General features: G+C 47.2%; 4 protein-coding genes. All 4 read left to right on the forward strand.

What is annotated here, in order from left to right; genetic code table 11:
* Nucleotides 1-18: 18 nt before the first annotated feature.
* From CPIN_RS16895 to CPIN_RS16910, 4 genes are read left to right on the forward strand one after another with little or no spacing between them, the layout of a single operon-like run.
* The gene (locus CPIN_RS16895; protein ID WP_012791050.1) at nt 19-1,044 is read left to right on the forward strand and encodes a TauD/TfdA family dioxygenase; all 1,026 of its coding nucleotides are present in this window, start codon (nt 19-21) and stop codon (nt 1,042-1,044) included.
* A gap of 17 nt (nt 1,045-1,061) precedes the next feature.
* Nucleotides 1,062-10,685, forward strand: coding sequence for a non-ribosomal peptide synthetase (locus CPIN_RS16900; RefSeq protein ID WP_012791051.1), 9,624 nt, complete (start codon nt 1,062-1,064; stop codon nt 10,683-10,685).
* Nucleotides 10,686-10,703: 18 nt separating this feature from the next.
* Nucleotides 10,704-13,874, forward strand: coding sequence for a non-ribosomal peptide synthetase (locus CPIN_RS16905; protein ID WP_012791052.1), 3,171 nt, complete (start codon nt 10,704-10,706; stop codon nt 13,872-13,874).
* A gap of 26 nt (nt 13,875-13,900) precedes the next feature.
* Nucleotides 13,901-19,246, forward strand: a complete 5,346-nt coding sequence (locus CPIN_RS16910; protein WP_012791053.1) for an SDR family NAD(P)-dependent oxidoreductase — start codon at nt 13,901-13,903, stop codon at nt 19,244-19,246.
* Nucleotide 19,247 lies beyond the last annotated feature (1 nt).

Genomic DNA, 19,247 nt, shown 5'->3' on the forward strand with positions numbered 1-19,247 from the left:
TTATAAAATCACATAGTTATGAATCAGGACTCAAGACAGCAAAGGTTAAAAAGCCTGCTGGCCACACAGCCAAGGTTACACCGGCTGGACAAGACCAATGTAAATGTGCTGTACGGAGAGCCGGGCAGCCGGCAGGTGCCCGCAACGATTATAACAGAAGATAAAGATACACTGCTGCACAGATGGATACCTGCTAATATGAATCTCATTAAAGAGCAGTTACGTTCCCGTGGCGGCCTGCTCTTCAAAGGATTTAATGTCAGCTCTGTAGAGTTATTCCAGCTGATCGTACAGGAGTTTTCGCAGAATGCAATGCCATATACGCAACGTTCTTCTCCTCGTACCGAGATCAAAGACCGCATCTATACGTCTACTGACCATCCTGCAGATCAGTACATCAACATGCATAATGAACTGTCTTACTCTTACAGATGGCCATTGCAGATCATGTTTTATTGTCTGCAACCATCAGAAACAGGAGGGGAGACGCCCATTGCAGATAGCAGACAGGTACTGAAAGCATTGTCTCCGTCAACCAGGGCCCTGTTCAAGGAAAAAGGCATTATGTATGTCCGTAACCTGGGTGGGGGACTTGGTCTGGACTGGCAAACAGTATTCCAGACAAGCGATCGCAGCGAGGTAGAAGAGGAGTGCCGGCAGAATGAAATGGAGTTTGAATGGAAAGAGAATAACCGCTTGCAGATCCGCTGGACGCGTCCGGCTATTGTAGCGCATCCGGTGACCAGTGAAGAAATATGGTTCAATCATGCTTATTTCTTCAACGCGGCCAACCTGGACGAAGAAGTAGCAGATGCAGTTACTTCCAGCGAAGAAATGCCTTTTAATACTTTTTATGGAGACGGTACGCCGATACCCGGGGAGATATTAAAGGAAATAGGCGCTGCTTATGACAAGGCAAAGATCGTTTTCCCCTGGCAGAAAGGAGATGTGCTGTTACTCGATAACATGCTGATGTCCCATGGACGTAATCCTTTTGAAGGCGACAGAAAGATAATGGTCGCCATGTGGGAACCAAATCGTTAACCAATTAAACTTTCAAGATGATCTCAGAAGTAGGTCTGCAGGTGGATGGCGTACGCATGTCGCCGCAGCAGAGACGTTATTGGTCCTGGTATAAAGAAACAGGCAGTATGCCTTATCATCATATTGCAGTAGCAGTCACCGGTGTGTTTGACAGACCGGTGCTGCAACATGCGGTCGAAAGTCTCTATAACACGTATCCTGTGCTGAGCACCGTGTTCCCTGAACGCGATGGCGCCCTGTTCCCGCTGCAGATAACACAGCAGAAGCAGGCGCCTGAATTGCAGGAATTGCTGTTACCAGCTGGTATGGGGCCGGATGATGCAAAAGAGAAGGTAGCAGCCATGTTTGAAGAGAAAGCGGCTATACAGGCCCGTAATGGGCGTGGTGGCTATGCTGCCTTTATCCATAGCAGCACACCTGGTGGCGATCACATGATTCATTTCCTGGCTGAAGCCATTCTGATGGATAGCTATTCCGCCGGTTTCCTGATGCATGAACTGTGTACCCTGTACAATGCAGAAGGAAATATCCTGCTGAAAAGCCAGCTTGTAGAAGAAGTGATTCCTTATCAGCAATTCTCTGAATGGCAGAACAGCCTCGTTGAAACTCCTGCTGAGGAAGCAGAAGAATTCTGGTCCCAGTATAAATTTGAGCAACTGTTGGATAAGGAGTTCTTTGGTAAAGCAACAGGTCAGCAACTGCCTGATGCAGTAAGGCATACCCGCCTGCTGCCACTGGGCGTTACGCTTACCCGGCAGTTGGAAACGCTGGCGGAAAAAACAGGAAAAGACCTTCGCGAACTACTGCTCGCCGCTTTGTTTACGACTTTTTACAGGCATACAAAAGAAGATGCACTGGTAATCGGTTATGTTAATAACGAACGCTTATATGAAGAACTGAAGGGTACCTTGGGGCCTGTCGGCAAAACACTGCCTTTATACCTGGAGCTGGGAGAGGATGTCACCTGTCAGCGCCTGCTTGAGAATATTAGGCAATCCATTATCCGCGTAAGCAGCTGGGAAGAATACAGCACTTTCGGATATAACAGCAGCGAATACGCAGCTGTGGCACGGGAGTATTTCAAGGTAGGATTCGAATGGCTATCTTTCCCGGAAGCCACCGGCAACGGGCAGCTGCTGCATAGCTGGGAAAGTGCAGAATCTTTCTTTGGATTCAAACTGAATGGTGTATACGCTAATGAAGAACTGGGTTTACAGGCATCCTGGAGTAAGAAATATTTAAACGCAGAAGAAGCGGGCCTGTTATTACAACAGGTAGTCGCTTGTCTGCAACAATTCGTTCAGGCGCCACAAGCCGCCATCAAAGATGGTGTTGCATTGAGCCGGGCAGATGAAAAGGTCTTCAACGTACTCAATACCGCACAATATGAACTACAGTCTCCTGCCGATAGTATAGCGGCTTTATTCAGTGCAGTAGCGGGCGTCAATGCAGATGCGGCTGCTATCGGATGGGATGATAAAACAATGAGCTATCAGCAGCTGGATGCAGCTGCCTGCAGGCTGGCCAATATGCTGCAGCGCCGTTATAGCATATCCAAAGGTGATACTGTCGCCGTTTGTATCGAACGCTCTCCCATGATGATCGTTGCCATACTCGGTATTATCAGGGCTGGTGCGGTATACCTCCCGCTGGATCTTTCTTTCCCTGATGACAGAAAACAGTTTATGCTGGATGACAGTAAGTCCCGCCTGCTGATTACCGGCGAAACAACCGCCGTACCTGATATTATTCCTTTACTGAGACTGGATGAAGGACTGCAGGTACTGAAAGGTTTTAACGAAGATGTGGAAGCGGTAGCGATTGCACCGGCTGATCCGCTATACCTGATCTATACCTCTGGCTCTACCGGTCGTCCTAAAGGCGTACAGATCTCTCACGGATCTTTACTGCATTACGCAAACTGGTTCAGATCTGCCTACCAGATAGGCAAGGGAGATGCAAGTCTCTTTTTCTCTTCAGTGGCATTTGACCTGGGTTATACTGCCTTCTGGGGTAGCCTCTTATCTGGTGCAACTTTATACCTGCTGCCAGAAAGACCAACACTGAATCCGGATGAACTGATTGCCGCCCTTACCCGGAATGCAATCTCCTTTATCAAGCTGACACCTTCTCATTTCGATCTGCTGGTCAATGATCCGGGATTTGAAAAACAGGTAAAGGAATACAGCCTGCGACTAATACTGCTTGGTGGAGAAGAGATCAGGGCGCAACACCTGGAGAAATACTTTGCCCATCGTCCGGATGTTACCTTTGTCAATCACTATGGTCCGACTGAAGCGACCATCGGCGCTATCGCCCGTACTATTACCTATAACAATTTTGATAACTTCCGTAATCGTCCTGTTATTGGTCGTCCCCTGGGTACCAATAAAATAAGATTGATGCAGGAAGGTGCTGACATACAGGTACCGGTAGGTGCTATCGGTGAAATCTGTATTGCAGGAAAAGGGGTAGCCATTGGTTATCTCAACAATCCAGAACTGACAGCAAAGAAATTTATCGCAGACCCGCTGCAACCAGGTAGTCGCCTGTATCGTACGGGTGACCTGGGCCGTCTGCTTCCCTCTGGTGAAATTGAATTCCTGGGAAGATCTGATTTCCAGGTAAAGATCAGAGGCTATCGTGTGGAAACAGGAGAGATCGCGGATTGTCTGCGCCAATTCCCTGGCATCAGAGATGTAGCTGTCATTGCCACTACAGATGAACAGGGTGATAAATACCTTACCGCTTATTTCGTATCCGGCGCAAAGACGGATAAAGCTGCCCTGGATGAATTCCTGAAGAAACAATTACCTTCCTGGAGCATTCCTGCCTACTACGTAAATATGCTGGCGCTTCCATTGACGCCAAACGGTAAGATAAATCGTGCAGAGTTACCGGATCCGCGTAAAGCTGCATTGAAGCAACAGACTGCCTATATAGCTCCCCGTAACGAACTGGAATCAGGTATCGCAAAGATCTGGGAAGAAGTATTGCAGAAACCGCGTATCAGCATTAACGATAACTTCTTTGACCTGGGTGGACATTCCATCAAAGGCATACGTATCATTTCCCGTTTGTTCAAAGAGCTGAACGTAAAACTGGAGATCCGCCACCTGTTTGAGGCATTGACCATCGCAGGACTGGCCGAGCATATCAGGCAACAACGTCGCACCTCCTTCGAAAAAATCACCCCATTGTCCCTGCAGCCGGATTATGAATTATCTCACGCGCAGAAAAGAATATGGGTACTGTGTAAATTCGAAGAAATTGCACTTGCTTATAATATGCCAGGCAACTACGTGCTTGAAAATATTAACAGGGAAGCACTGGAAAAGGCCGTGGAGACTCTGATCAGACGTCATGAAAGTTTGCGTACAAGCTTCCGGATCGTGGCAGGTTCTCCCCGACAGGTGATCAGCGGGTATGAAGCAGAGCGCTTCGCTATGCAGTATATCGACGAGAGTGCGGTAAGTGATAAACAGGCACTTACAAGCAAGTACCTGGACGAAGAAGCAGATACGCCTTTTGATCTCGAAAAAGGACCATTGATCAGAACAAAACTGGTCCAGCTGGAAGACAATAAGCACCTGTTTATCTACAATATGCATCATATCATTTCCGATGGCTGGTCCATGCAGGTTTTTGTCAATGATGTACTGCAGTTATACAATGCATATACCGCAGGAGCTGCTAACCCGATGGCTCCTTTAAAAATACATTATAAAGACTTCGCTGCCTGGCAGAATAAATTACTGACCAGCTCAGCTATCACAGAACATCAGCAGTATTGGTGGAAACAGTTCGAAGGAGAAGTGCCTGTACTGAACCTGCCACTGGATTACCCCCGCCCGCGTGTAAAAAGTTATAACGGTCGTAAGATGGGCATCAGCGTCACGGCTGAGCTGAAAGAAAAACTGACGGCGCTTGCCCAACAGGCAGATGCCTCTCTGTTTATGGTATTACTGGCTGCCGTGAAAGCCTGCTTCTATCGGTACACCGGTCAGACAGATATGGTTATCGGAGTGCCTAATGCCGGTCGGGAACACCTGGAGCTGGAAGATCAGATTGGCTTTTATGTGAACAGCATCCCGGTGCGTACACAATTTGCCGGTAATCAACCTTTCACCCTGCTGCTGGATAAAGTGAAAAAAGCATTGCTCAGCGGACTGGAACACCAGGTATATCCCTTCGACAGACTTGTCGATGACCTTAACCTGGACAGGGATATGAGCCGGTCTCCTTTATATGATGTAATGGTGCAGCTGAAAAATTATCAGTTCGGTGAGAAGGAGATCAAAGACGTAAATGTCGGCGAAGAACTTTTTGAAATGAAAACAAGTCAGTTTGATATCTCTGTTGATTTTACAGATACGGATGATGGACTGATGGGATTCATAGAGTACAATACCGACCTGTTTATGCCTTCTACAGTAGAAATGCTTTGGGAACATCTGGGCAACATCATGGAGGAGGTTGCAGCGCATCCGGAGCGTTCACTTAGCGAACTACAACTGATCAATGAAGCCGGGAAAATACGTTTGCTGGAAAGGGGTGGGGTGACGCGTTATTTGTCCGCCGTCGGCTATCAGCACGTATTGGAGCATTTTGATCAGTATCTGCAGGCACAACCGGACGCAGTCGCAGTCGAGTTTGAAGGGCAGACGCTGAGCTACAGACAACTCGATCAGGCAGCAGAAAAAGTAGCTGCATTTATCACAGCGCAGGTAAATACTGACACTGATCAGCAACCGGTAGTCGGCGTATTAATGGACAAACATCCTGAAATGATCTCCGCCGTACTGGGTATTATGAAAGCAGGAGCGGTATGTCTGCCACTGGAACCGGCGCATCCGCATGCACGTATGCAGTTTGTCGTTAACGACGCTGCCGCATTTGCAATCCTGTCTGAAAGAAAGTACCTGCATACCCTCAATAAATTACAATGGGAGTGTGCAGCACTCTGCACTTTCCTCTGTATGGACACTGATGATATCTATGAGGTGGCGCATGAGTGGGATGAGGTACGTAATGAACAGGAAGTATGGGATTACGTCGGTGAGAATTCTCATGATGATATTTCCGGTGGTGGATGGACTTCCAGCTACACAGGCAAGGAATTGAGCAGAGAGGAAATGGACGAATATGCGGATAATGTGCTGATCAAACTGCGGCCATACCTGAATGAACGTAGCCGGGTACTAGAGATCGGTTGTTCTTCCGGTATCAGTATGTTTAAAATGGCGCCTTTTGTAGATCAGTACTTCGGTGTTGACCTTTCTGAAAAGATCATTCAGAAAACACGTGCAGAAGCCCGCAGAAAAGGATTCGATAATATTACCCTGCAGGCGGCAGCGGCGCATGAAATAGACAGTCTGCACTGGAGCGGTTTTGATATCATCGTGATCAATAGTGTAATCCAGAGTTTTCATGGTCACAACTATCTGCGGCAGGTAATCAGCAAATGTTTACCACTGCTGAAAAATAAAGGCCTGATCTTCTTTGGAGATATCCAGGACCAGGACCTGAAACAGACCCTGATCGATGATCTGACCGCCTTCAAAGCAGCCAATAAAAACCAGGGATATTTTACAAAGACCGATTGGTCATATGAACTGTTCCTGAGCAGGAAATTCTTTGAAGATCTTCGTTACGAATACCCCGCCGTTACTGCGGTGGATCACTCTGCTAAAACAGGTACGATTGCCAATGAACTGACGCGTTACCGCTTTGATTGTATCGTGTCCGTTGACAAAGAGCAGACGAATCAGGCGCCGGCAGGAGTACGTCATAAAAGCCAGTTCGGCCTCGCTACGCTGGAACAATATGAAGGTGCTGATGCGAATGAATGGTATTATAAACAATCAGCGGCAGCAGAAAAGCTAGCCTATATCATTTATACATCCGGTACCACCGGAGTACCCAAAGGCGTGATGATTCCTTATCGCGGATTGAATAACCTGGTCATGTCGTACAAAAATGACTACGGATTTGCCACTTTTGCGCCATGTCTTTTGCAGACAGCCAGCATTGCCTTTGACGTGTTCTTTGCAGATATCTGCCGTACACTGTTCCTGGGTGGTCGTCTGGTGTTGTGTAACAACGATGTCGCCATTGATCCGCCTAAATTATACGCAAAACTGAAAGCCACAGGTGTCAATTTGTTGGATAGTACGCCTTCATTGATTATTCCATTTATGGAGTACGTATATGAGAGCGGTCTTGATATTGACTTCCTGCGGGTGTTGATCCTGGGTTCTGATAGCTGTCCTGCAGGTGAGTTTAAGAAACTCTATGAGAGATATGGTCGGCAACTACGCATCCTGAACTGTTACGGCACTACAGAGACGACGATTGAAGCGTCGTTCTTTGAAGCCACAGCAGATCATCTGCCTGAAAGCGGTACAACAGCTATCGGACAGGCCATCAGTAATGTCACTTATTACGTACTGGACGAGTACGGACAACTGGTGCCTGATGGTGTTCAGGGCGTACTGCATATCGGTGGGGAAGGTGTAGCCGCAGGATATATTAACCGCCCTGAGTTGAACAGCGAACGTTTTGTGCCGGATCCGTTTATCAACGGCAATAAGATGTTCAACACAGGGGATGTGGTGAGCTGGAATAAAGAAGGACAGATCGCCTTCAACGGGCGAAATGACTACCAGGTAAAGATCAGGGGCTTCAGAGTAGAGCTTGGCGAAATTGAAAGCCAGTTGTTGCAGGTAGAACATGTTACACAGGCCGCTGTACTGGCACATCGCGATGAAGACGGTGCTAATATGTTGGTAGCTTATTACGCTGCCGCTGTGCCACTACAACCACAGGACCTGAAAAAACAGCTACATGCAAAACTACCGGAGTACATGGTTCCCGCCCACCTTTATGCAATGGATAGTCTGCCACTGACCGCCAACGGTAAACTGGATAGAAAAGCCTTACTGCAATTGAGTCCTGCAACTGCCAGAGCTACACAGGAAGGTCCTCGTAACAGGCTGGAACAGAAGCTTTGTAAAATATGGGGAGATGTGCTGGGCCGCGAAGGAGGCATTGGTATCAATGAGAACTTCTTTGATATTGGTGGTCACTCACTGAAAGCAACCCGTGTAATTTCCAGAATTTATAAAGACCTGGGCATTAACCTGGAACTCCGTAACATCTTCCTGTTCCCGACGATTGAAAGCCTGGCAAGAGAAATTACCGCCAGCAACAATCTTTGTTACTATGAAGAAATTGCGTTAGCGCCATCAGCAGAGTACTATGAGATCACACCTGCACAGAAGCAGATGTGGACCATGCATCACCTGGATGGCCAGCAGGTCATCTATAATATGCCCGCCGCTTATCGCATATCCGGCGCCCTGGATACAGAAGCAATGGCTTATGCATTTGAAGCATTGGCGGCAAGGCATGAAGTGTTAAGAACCACTTTTCATGTAGTAGATAAAAAAGTATATCAGAAAATACGTCCGGCAGATAGTTGGAAACATTGGCTGGAGGTCATTGATCTGACAGCCACTCCGGACAAAACTGCTGCGGCCGATGAAAGCGCCGCCACAGATGCACGGACGCCTTTTGACCTGGAAAATGGTCCGTTGTTCCGTGCTAAACTAATCCAGTTAGATAAAGAAGACTTTCTGCTGCTGATCAATGTACATCACATTATCTCCGATGGATGGTCCCACACCGTAATGGTGAACGACCTGCTTCATTTCTACCGTAGTTACTGGCAGATCGATACGCCGGAATTACCTCCGCTCAGGATTCAGTTTAAAGACTATGCAACAATGCTCAGTCACCAGATGGATGAAAAGAGCAGACAATTGCATCATGATTTCTGGACAGCGCAGTTTGGTGATTTCAATACAGTATTGAACCTGCCTGTAGATGGAAAAAGAGAGGAGAACAGAAGCCTGGAAGCAGAAAAAGTCTTCTTTACACTAAACAGGCCGGTACAGGACAGTCTGCTGAAATTGGGCAGAGAGCGTCAGTCTACGCTGTACGGTGTTTTACTCGGTATCTATAATGTCGCTATCCGTCATATTACTGGTCAGCATGATATCGTTATTGGTAGCCCGATCTCCGGCCGCGACTATGTCGAACTGGAAAACCAATTAGGACTGTATCTGAATGTACTCGCATTAAGGTTGCAGGTAAAGGATTCTGATACTTTTGCTACCCTGCTGGAAAAAGCAGCGAAGACAGTACTGGAAGCACAGCAATATAAACGCTATCCGTTTGAACAGATATTGCAGGACATCCGCTATAAACGTTTACCCGGAAGAGCGCCGTTGTTTGACATCGGATTCACTTTGCAGAATATCGATGGAATGGAAAATGGGGAGGCGATCGAAATCATAGATCAGCTGAACATCACAGAATATAATAACAACTTCAGAAAGGTAAAGACAGACCTCTGGCTACATGCCTGGGAAATGGAAGATGGCGTCGGTTGTTCCGTTACTTATAATAAACAACTGTACAAAGCCGCAACCATCGACGCATTTGTGAAGGATTTCCAGACTTTGGCAACATTGATAGCCGGAGATCATGACATTAGCGTCAGTCACTTGTTAGAGGAATTGCAAACAGCGAAAAAGAAAGCAGATATGTTGGCAAAAGACCAGACGAAGGCAAAGAATATGGAGAAGTTCTTCAGCGCAAAGAAGAAGGAGATCAATCTGGGCAGCACGGCACGCGTGACCGATGAACAATTCCCAGGTGATATGCCTTATCCGCTGATCCTGAAGCCCGGTATGCAGGATGTAGACCTGGTACAATGGATAAAGGAGAACAACGCAAGCGTCAAACAACAGTTACTGGAAAAGGGCGCATTGCTCTTCCGAGGTTTCCAGGTAAGGTCGCTGACAGATTTTGAACAGTTCTGCGATGCGTTTGATGGACAGAAAATGCATTATAAGGATCAGTCCTCACCAAGAAAACAGGTACAGGACAAACTGTATACCTCTACAGAACATCCGGCCGATCAGGTGATACATATGCACAATGAGTTGTCCTATTCTCATACCTGGCCGCAGTATATTCTTTTCTTCTGCACAGAAGCTGCAGGCATAGGAGGGGAAACGCCCATCGCTGATGCCAGGAAAATGCTGGAAGTGCTCTCTCCGGGGACGGTTAGCAGGTTTACAGAAAAGAACATCCGCTATATCAGGAACCTGAAAAAAGGAATGGGTCTTTCCTGGCAGGAAGTGTATCAAACGACAGATCCATTGGTAGTAGAACAGTATTGTAAAGAAAACAATATTGCCTATACCTGGATCAGCGATGACCACCTGCGTATAAGCTGGGAACGACCTGCTATCAGATTACATCCTGTTACAGGCAAACCGGTGTGGTTTAATCATGGGCTTTTCTTCAATGCGTTTACCCTGAACGAAAGCATTTTACAACTCGCCAGAGATGAGAATGATCTGCCGTTCAATACCGCTTATGGAGACGGTACGCCAATAGAAAGAGCCGTACTGGAAGAACTGAGTCAGGCATATGAAACCTGTAAGCGACAATTCAGCTGGCAACCAGGTGACATCCTGCTGCTGGACAATATGCTGATGTCGCACGGGCGTAACGCATTCAGTGGTAACAGAAAGCTGTATGTATCGATGTTAAATCCGCTTTCATAAGCAAGTAAACCAGTTATCATGGAAAATAATATAAAAGGATTCGAATTGTCACCCCTGCAGAAACGTACCTGGCGTCTGCAGGCTGACAATGGTCCGCTGTACTCACTGGCTTCCTTCCGTATTACTGGCGTCACTGATCCCGGCAGCATTAAAACGCTACTTGAAAAACAGCTGGAGGCGCATGACATCTTCCAAACGCGCTTCGAACAGGTAGTACACATGCAGTACCCTTTTCAGGTGCCCGGTTGGAAGAAATGTTATGAAATTCAGGTGACCGATATCTCCCTGGAAGAACGCGATATGCAAACCGTCATAACCGATAACCTCTTTGAATCACTGGCTGCCGGTACAGAACCGGCTGAAGAGGATATACTGACGGAAATAGCCATCGTAAAGACCCGGCCCGCTGAGTGTCTTTTATTAATAAAGATCAACGCGCTGTCAGGTGACACCGGTGTGATTATGAATATCGTGAATGACCTGCTGGCCGCCATTGATGGTCTTTGCGAATTACTGAACAACGAAAACTACCCTTATGTACAGTTCGCACAATGGCAGCAGGAACTGATGGATGAAAACAATGAAGAGGCGGAGCAATTCTGGCTTGAGAGAAGAAATAACCAGGAACATCACCACCAGTTGCCATTCAGCATCACTCCAAAAACGGATGATAAACGATCATCCAGACCGCTGACATTATCCCTGGATATCAATGCCGCCTTACAGACTGATATTAAACATTGCTGTACAGAACAATCAGTAACGCCCGCTGTGCTGCTGAAAACAGCATGGACAATACTCTTGGCGGACTATATGGACTACACCGGCAATTTCGTAATAGGCAGTGTCGAAAATGGCCGTCACTATGATGCCTTCACCTCCATTAATGGTCCGCTGTTTAAAACAGTACCTTTCAGAACGACGCTTGCAAAGACAGATACGATACAGGCTGTTTTACAGCGTGTGGCTGCAGAAACAGAAATGATTGCGGAGTCGCAGGACTATTACTTTAATATTCCCGGACAACAACGCTGGCAGGATGCCGTGAAGTTCGATCTGTTGTTCGAATATCATGAGTTGCAACATCCGCTGACGATTCATGTAAAGGCCCTACTGGATGGTATTTATGTACATACAGAACCATGTAGCCTGAAGTTGTTTTGTTATGAGTATAGTCCGGTAGGTCTGGTGGCCGAACTCTATTATGATCCGACTGTGTTAAACAACGCACAGGCACTGTTGATCAGGGAACGTTTCACTTATATCCTGCAACAACTCACCGGAGACGGAACAGGAACATTGGCAGATATTCGTAATTGTACCCAACAGGAATATGCGCACATCGTCGATAACATGTACCTGCCGGGTATAACTGTAAATAATGACCCTGCCGCCCTGTCTATACCGGCTTACTTTGAATCCTTGTTGCCTGCTGTGGCAGACCGCCCCGCGGTAGGCTTCAAACATAAGCTGCTGACATATGCCGAATTAAATGAAAAGGCAAATGCATACGCCCATCACCTGATACGCAGGTACGGTATAAAACCCGGCGATGTCGTAGCATTCCAGATACCAAGATCTGTCGACATGGTCGTTGTTATCATGGGTATTCTGGCGGCTGGCGCCGCATTTTTACCATTGGATATTGCCGCGCCGGAAGAAAGAGTAAAATTCATTCTGCAGGACAGTGCTGCAAAGGTGCTGATCACGCAGTCTCAGTTAATACCAGCCCTGAAGGGCATCACACAACACTGGGCATTGGAAGACGGTATCGGAGGTATTGAAACCCTGATCACCGCTCCGCAGATCAATATCAGTCCCGCTTCAGCGGCCTACCTGATCTATACATCGGGTTCAACCGGGAAGCCTAAAGGGGTGTTGATCTCCCACGCGGCCTTGTTAAATTACAGCCGCTGGTTCAGTACTGTTTATGATATTACATCGGAAGATACTTCGGTGTTGTTTTCATCCATTGCCTTTGACCTTGGTTTTACAAATCTCTGGCCCCTGTTATTAAGTGGTGGCCAGGTTCAGTTGCTGGAAGAAACACAGCTGCTGGATACCGCCGGTCTTTGCAATCTGTTGTCGGAGAAAGGAGTTACGGTTATAAAGCTGACTCCATCGCATTTCAACCTGCTGCTGAATGAACCCGGATTTGATGACATGGCGCCTGACCTGAAACTGAAGCTGATCGTATTGGGGGGTGAGGCAATAAGGCCGCAGGACCTGGAAACGTACTTCGCGTTAAACCCGTCTATTACTTTCGTTAACCACTATGGCCCTACAGAAACAACTATTGGTACAGCTTCCAGACGTATAAAGGCAGCCGATTTTCAGACATTCAGACAAAGCCCTGTTATAGGTAAACCGGTAACAGGCAACAGCATTTTTATACTGGATGAGCAACACTGCATATTACCTTATGGCAGTACCGGCGAAATCTGCGTAGCTGGCGCCGGATTAGCCATTGGTTATCTGAATGGTGCCACACAGAATCAGGAAAAGTTCATCGCTCACCCGCTGGACCCTGCCGCGAAATTGTACAAAACCGGTGACGTGGGTCGCTATACCCTGAACGGTGAAATACAGTTCCTGGGCAGGAAAGATTTCCAGGTGAAAATAAACGGCTATCGCATCGAACCGGAAGAGATCAGAAACGTACTGATACTGTTTCCTGAAATACAGGATGCCGCAGTTCTCTACGTACCGCAGGCAACGGGAGAGGGTAGTCTGGCCGCCTACTTCAGTGCAGACGAGCCACTTGAAAAGAACAAAATACAGGAGTTTTTAACCCGGCATCTGCCGCAGTACATGATACCTGCATACTTTGTACAGGTAAGTGCAATCCCACTGACGCCAAACGGTAAAATAGACCGTAAAGCATTGCTGGAATTGCCACTGGAAAGAGCAGCCAGTGCTGAATATGTTGAACCCGAGAAGGAACTGGAGAAACAGATTGCCCGGTTATGGAAAGAAATACTTTGTGTAAACAAAATTGGTATCCATGACAATTTCTTCGACCTTGGTGGCAATTCGCTCAAGTTGATCCTTATGCTGAGAGAATTGTCAAAAATATTCCCCGGAAAGGTAACACTCACTGACCTGTTCCGCTACAATACAATTTCTTCTATCATCCGCTTCCTTGGACAGGAAGAACCGGAAGCCGCTGTTGCTGGCTTCGAAATCTAATTCCCTTCATTTTAAAAAAGCAAGTAATGCCCAATAGTAAAGATGTCGCCATTATTGGTATGAGCGGCGTATTCCCGGAAGCGGACGATCTTGGCGCGTTCTACGAAAACCTGAAAACAGGACGTGACAGTGTTCGTCCTGTTTCAGAGACCCGCCTGGGGGCTTCCAGCCTCGATATGTCCCTGGTGTACCGTCCGTTTGCCTACCTGGAAAGGACCGACACCTTCGACCATAAATACTTTCGGATATCAAAGAGTGAAGCGGAAATGATGGAGCCTTCACAACGCCTTTGTCTTGAAATGGCGGTGAAAGCCATCGAACATGCCGGTTATAAACCGGAAGACCTGAATGGCTCCAATACAGCTGTCTATCTGGCTTGCCGTACATGGGCCGCTATTCAGTATTATCTTCTGGCTAACTACGATGATAATCCAAATATTTTCACAGGTACCCTCAGCTCCATGATTTATGGCCGTATTTCCAACTGGCTGAACCTGCAGGGACCGACAATGATGATCGATGCAGCGTGTGCTTCATCGCTCATTGCTGTTACAGAAGCTTATGATAAGCTGGTGAAAGGTGATATAGACTATGCCATCGCTGGTGGTCTGGGTATCAATATTAACCTGGCAAAGGTAACCGACCACGGTCACCTGGGTACCTATAGTCCGGAAGCCCGCTGCAAAGCATTTGATGCAAGTGCCGACGGCGTTGTGCCCGGAGAAGGTGGCGGCCTTATTCTCATGAAACGCCTGGAAGATGCGATACGTGATCATGATACCATTTATGCAATTGTAAAAGGTGGCGCAAGTGCCCACAACGGTAACCGTTCAAACGGTATCCTGGCACCAAGTCCGCAGGCACAATCATTGGTGATACAACAGGCATGGAAAAATGCAGACGTTGATCCGGCTACCATCGGCTATATCGAAGCGCATGGCACAGGCACCAAACTCGGTGATCCGATTGAGTTCAGTGCGATCACAGAAGCCTTCGAAAAGCATGGCGTAAAAGGTAAAACCTGTGCAGTAGGTGCACTGAAGAGTAATATCGGACACCTCGGCAGCGGCGCGGGTATTGGTGGTATTATTAAAGCCGTACTATCGCTGAAGAATAAAGAGCTGTTCCCTTCATTGCATTTTAATAACCCCAACCCATACATCGACTTTGAAAATACCAATGCATATGTGAACGACACATTGCAGGACTGGAAATCAGAAAAGAGTCCGAGGAGATGTGGTGTAAGCGCATTCGGACTCAGTGGTACCAATGCGCATATCATACTGGAGGAATATGAAAATACCTCTACAAAGACAGCACCGGAGCATTACCTGCTGAAAGTGTCAGCGAAATCAGTCGCAGCCTTAAAGCAATATACAGCTAACATAAGCAGCTTCCTGAAAGGAATAAACGACTCCTGGGCAGATGCGCTGTATACGCTTAACAGAGGTCGTTCTGATTATGATTATAGGGTGTGCTTTACTGCTGACAGCAAAGAAGCATTGCTGCAACAGTTGAATGATTATACGCCCGCCAGTCAGGAACTGACAACGCGTGAAATTATATTGTTGCTGGGTAACAGCGGTTTACCTGTCGAGACTCTCGCTGCATATAACAAAGCGTATCCTGTATTTGCGGCGACTTTTAACAGCCTGTGTCCAGGATTTCCTGCCATGCAGCCGGAAGAAGACATGTTGGTATTTGCTACGAAATATGCTTTGTGTAAGCAGCTGCAGGCATTTGGTATCAAATTCCCGGTGGTAATAGGCGCTGGTATTGGTAAATATGTATCCCGGGTACTCAGAGGTGAGTTAACCCTGGAAGCGGTGCCTGCCCTTCTGAAAGAAGATACTGAACGTTTACCCGCTGATAAGGACAAATTCAGGGCAATTGTAAAGAATCTCCTGGAGAAGAAAGCCCCCCTGTTCCTGGGCCTGGGAACCGATCTTACAATGACTGACCTGTTAAAAGACTGGGCAATAGAACTGGACATCAGATCCGGCTCAATTGTCAGTCATCCGGGAACACAGGGAGATCTGATTACCTTATTGTCCGGTCTCTATAATAATGGCGTGGCTGTCGACTGGGACGAGCATTACGCAGGTAAGGTTTACCAGAAAGTAGAATGTCCTGTTTATCCTTTTGAAAAAACCAGGTGCTGGTTCACCGAGCCAACCTGGCAAAAGAAAGAAACAGTGAATGACTGGTATTACAAACTACACTGGACTCCGCTTGCGGCAAAAGATAAAAGCATCACTTCATTCAAAGACCGGTTGTTGCTTGTCTTCACAGATAACGAAGGAGTATCTGATGCACTGATCACTTTACTGGAAGAAAAAGGTAACCGTTGCGTCCGTGTGAGTCCCGGTAATGAGTTTGAAATGGTGTCGGATAAGCTGTTCCGTGTGAACTACACAGAAGAGAAGGACTATCGGTTGTTATCAGACAGTCTGCACGCGCTCTATGGCGTCCTGGATGGTATCATCTATCTGAGCGGGTTCTTTAAACCAATGGCGCCGGCACTTACAGCAACAGCTGCACAACTACAGACTGCCTTCTATGGATTATTCAACGCATGTAAAACATTCTCAAAATATTTCACTAAAACCAATTTCAACCTGGCAGTACTGACTGCCAACGTACACGCCGTAGTCGCAGATGATGCGCAGCTCTCTCCCGTGGCGGCACTGACCCCGGGTATGATCAAAGCTTCCCTGGCGGAATATTATACGCTTCGGACTACCTGCGTGGATGTAGACGGCGAAAAAACAACACCGCAAAGTATTGCCACGCTTTTGTGGGAAGAGCTGTCCGGCGACGAAGTGATCCGTTTCGTAGCATACCGTAATGGTAAACGCTATGTACAGGAACTGAACCGCGTGGATGAAGTACAGCAGACAGGCAATCCTTACCAGCTGGAACAACAGGGGGTATACCTTGTTACTGGTGGACATAGTGGTATCGGATACGAAATGGCCACGGCACTGGCTACCCGTGCAAAAGCGACATTACTGATCATCGGTCGACGCTCCGCAGCAGATGTTGCAGGCCAGATCGCGAAGCTGGAACAACTGGGTAGTAAAGTACATTACTTCACAGCCGATATCAGCAATGAAAGCGATATGCAGACATTGTTTGCTGACATCAAAAAACGCTTCAGCCGGCTGGCAGGTGTGATTCATAGTGCCGGTATCGGAAGTAGCGGGGTTGCCATTGAAAAGCGCAACATCGCAGATGTAAACAATACCTTCGCGCCTAAAGTACAGGGATCTATTCTCCTTGAAGAACATACCCGTTCGCTGCAACCAGGATTTTTTGTGGTATTCTCTTCCATTGGCGCACTGGTACCCGCCAGCAGCAGTGCTGACTACTCAGCTGCCAATATCTTCCAGGATGCTTTTGCTGCTTATTGGCGTAACAAAGGCCGTAACTTCATCAGTATTAACTGGCCTGACTGGAAAGAGACAGGATTATCCTACAGGAAAACCTTGCTGCAATCTGCAGAAGAAGTAGCGCTGCGTTATTCCTATCTCTCACCTATCACCTCCGCGGATGGTATAGAGGCATTCTTCAGCGCACTCAGCCAACGGCAGGAACGTTTTATTGTAGTAAAAGCGGACTTCAGAAACTTTATTATCAACCCATACTTCAAAATCGGTACGATCAAAAAACTGCAAGGTGAAGAACAGGATACAGAGAGCAACTTTGCAGCGTTCATAGAAAAGACCGCCAATGGGTTCAGTCCTACGGAACTACAGCTGGCAGGTATCTGGCACGAAGTATTAAAGCTGGATCAGGTACGCCTGGAAGATGACTTCTATGAACTGGGTGGTCACTCCCTGAACATTATCAGGATGCTCAACAGAATAGAGCAACAGATGAATGTAACCCTTCCGATAGAAGAACTGCTGAGAAACAGTACGCTGGGTGGTATCGCAGCACACATTGATGCCATCCGCCAGACACAGGAAGTAAAGGTGGCCAGCGATATCCCGCGCATACAGGATGCTGAATACACCGAACTGTCCCACGCACAATTGCGTTTCTGGCTTCTGCATCAGCCCGTAGCCGGAAGAGAAGCCTATAACGTTCCCACAGCTTACCGTCTGAAAGGAAAGGTAGATATCAACGCCCTGAGAACTGGCTTGTCGCAATTTGTGAACAGACACGAAAGCCTCAGGACAGTATTTACACTGCAGAAAGGTGTACCGGTACAGAAAGTACTTCCACTGGAAGAAACCGGATTCTCCTTGCATGTACATGATCTGAGAGATCAGCCGGATGCAGCGCAACTGGCGACTGAAAAAGTAAGAGAAGCTGCCGGAAAAGCATTCGATCTGGCTACAGGTCCTGTGATACAGGCATATCTCTACCAGGTAGCTGATGAAGAATATATCTTCATGATCGTCCTGCATCACATCTCTTCGGACGGCCGTTCAATGGAAATATTACGGAATGAGGTACTGGAATGCTATAGCGCAGCTTTGCAACAACAGACGCCTGCTTTACCGGCCCTGAATATTCACTATAAAGATTATGCAGCCTGGCAGAATGAGCGCATCCGTAAGGGATACTTCGATGCCCATAAAGCTTACTGGAAAGACCGTCTTAGAGGAGTGCAACCCATCTCGCTGGAAAAACACTTCGACTATCCGCGTCCGATACAGGAAAATTTCGAAGCCGCATACAACGTGTTTTTCCTGCCTGCGGACATAACCGCACAACTGAAGGCACTAGGTAATAACAGCACCCTGTTCATCAATACACTCCTGATCTATCAGATACTGCTCGCCGCTTATGCTGATAGCACAGATATCGTAGTAGGTACACCAGTAGGTGGAAGAGAACATACAGACCTGGAAAACCAGATAGGTAATTATCTCAATACCCTGCTGCTTTATACAAAGGTTGATCAGGACCTGCCGTTTAACGAATTGCTGGAAAAAGTAAAGGAACAGGTATTCAAAGATTACACTTATCAGGCATACCCGTTTGATATTCTCGTGGATGAGCTGAAGCTACGCGATAGTATGAACGTCTTTGAAACAGGATTCACCTGGAATACCCGTCTGACAGCCGATAATGGTCAGTCCCTGGATTTTGAAATAGAAGAATATGCTACCGGTTTCAATAAAGCAAAAGCTGATATCTGGTTGCACGTTACAGAACTGAATGACGGCCTGCAGATCGGCTTCCTTTATAAGACGTCCATTTTCAAAGACGATACGATCCTGTTATTGTCTCAGCGTTTCCGGTCACTCATAGAACAGTGCATTCAAAATCCCGCTGTCAGGACAGGAGACCTCTGTCTGGATATAGCCACCGAAACCGAAACGGTGAAAGACAAAATAGCATTCGACTTCAATTTTTGAG

The sequence above is a fragment of the Chitinophaga pinensis DSM 2588 genome, from assembly GCF_000024005.1.
Taxonomy (GTDB): domain Bacteria; phylum Bacteroidota; class Bacteroidia; order Chitinophagales; family Chitinophagaceae; genus Chitinophaga; species Chitinophaga pinensis.

What these genes read in the sequence shown, in the direction of transcription:
- CPIN_RS16905 (WP_012791052.1), top strand. Translation starts at nt 10,704, where the DNA reads ATGGAAAATAATATAAAAGGATTCGAATTGTCACCCCTGCAGAAACGT.
- CPIN_RS16910 (WP_012791053.1), top strand. Translation starts at nt 13,901, where the DNA reads ATGCCCAATAGTAAAGATGTCGCCATTATTGGTATGAGCGGCGTATTC.
- CPIN_RS16895 (WP_012791050.1), top strand. Translation starts at nt 19, where the DNA reads ATGAATCAGGACTCAAGACAGCAAAGGTTAAAAAGCCTGCTGGCCACA.
- CPIN_RS16900 (WP_012791051.1), top strand. Translation starts at nt 1,062, where the DNA reads ATGATCTCAGAAGTAGGTCTGCAGGTGGATGGCGTACGCATGTCGCCG.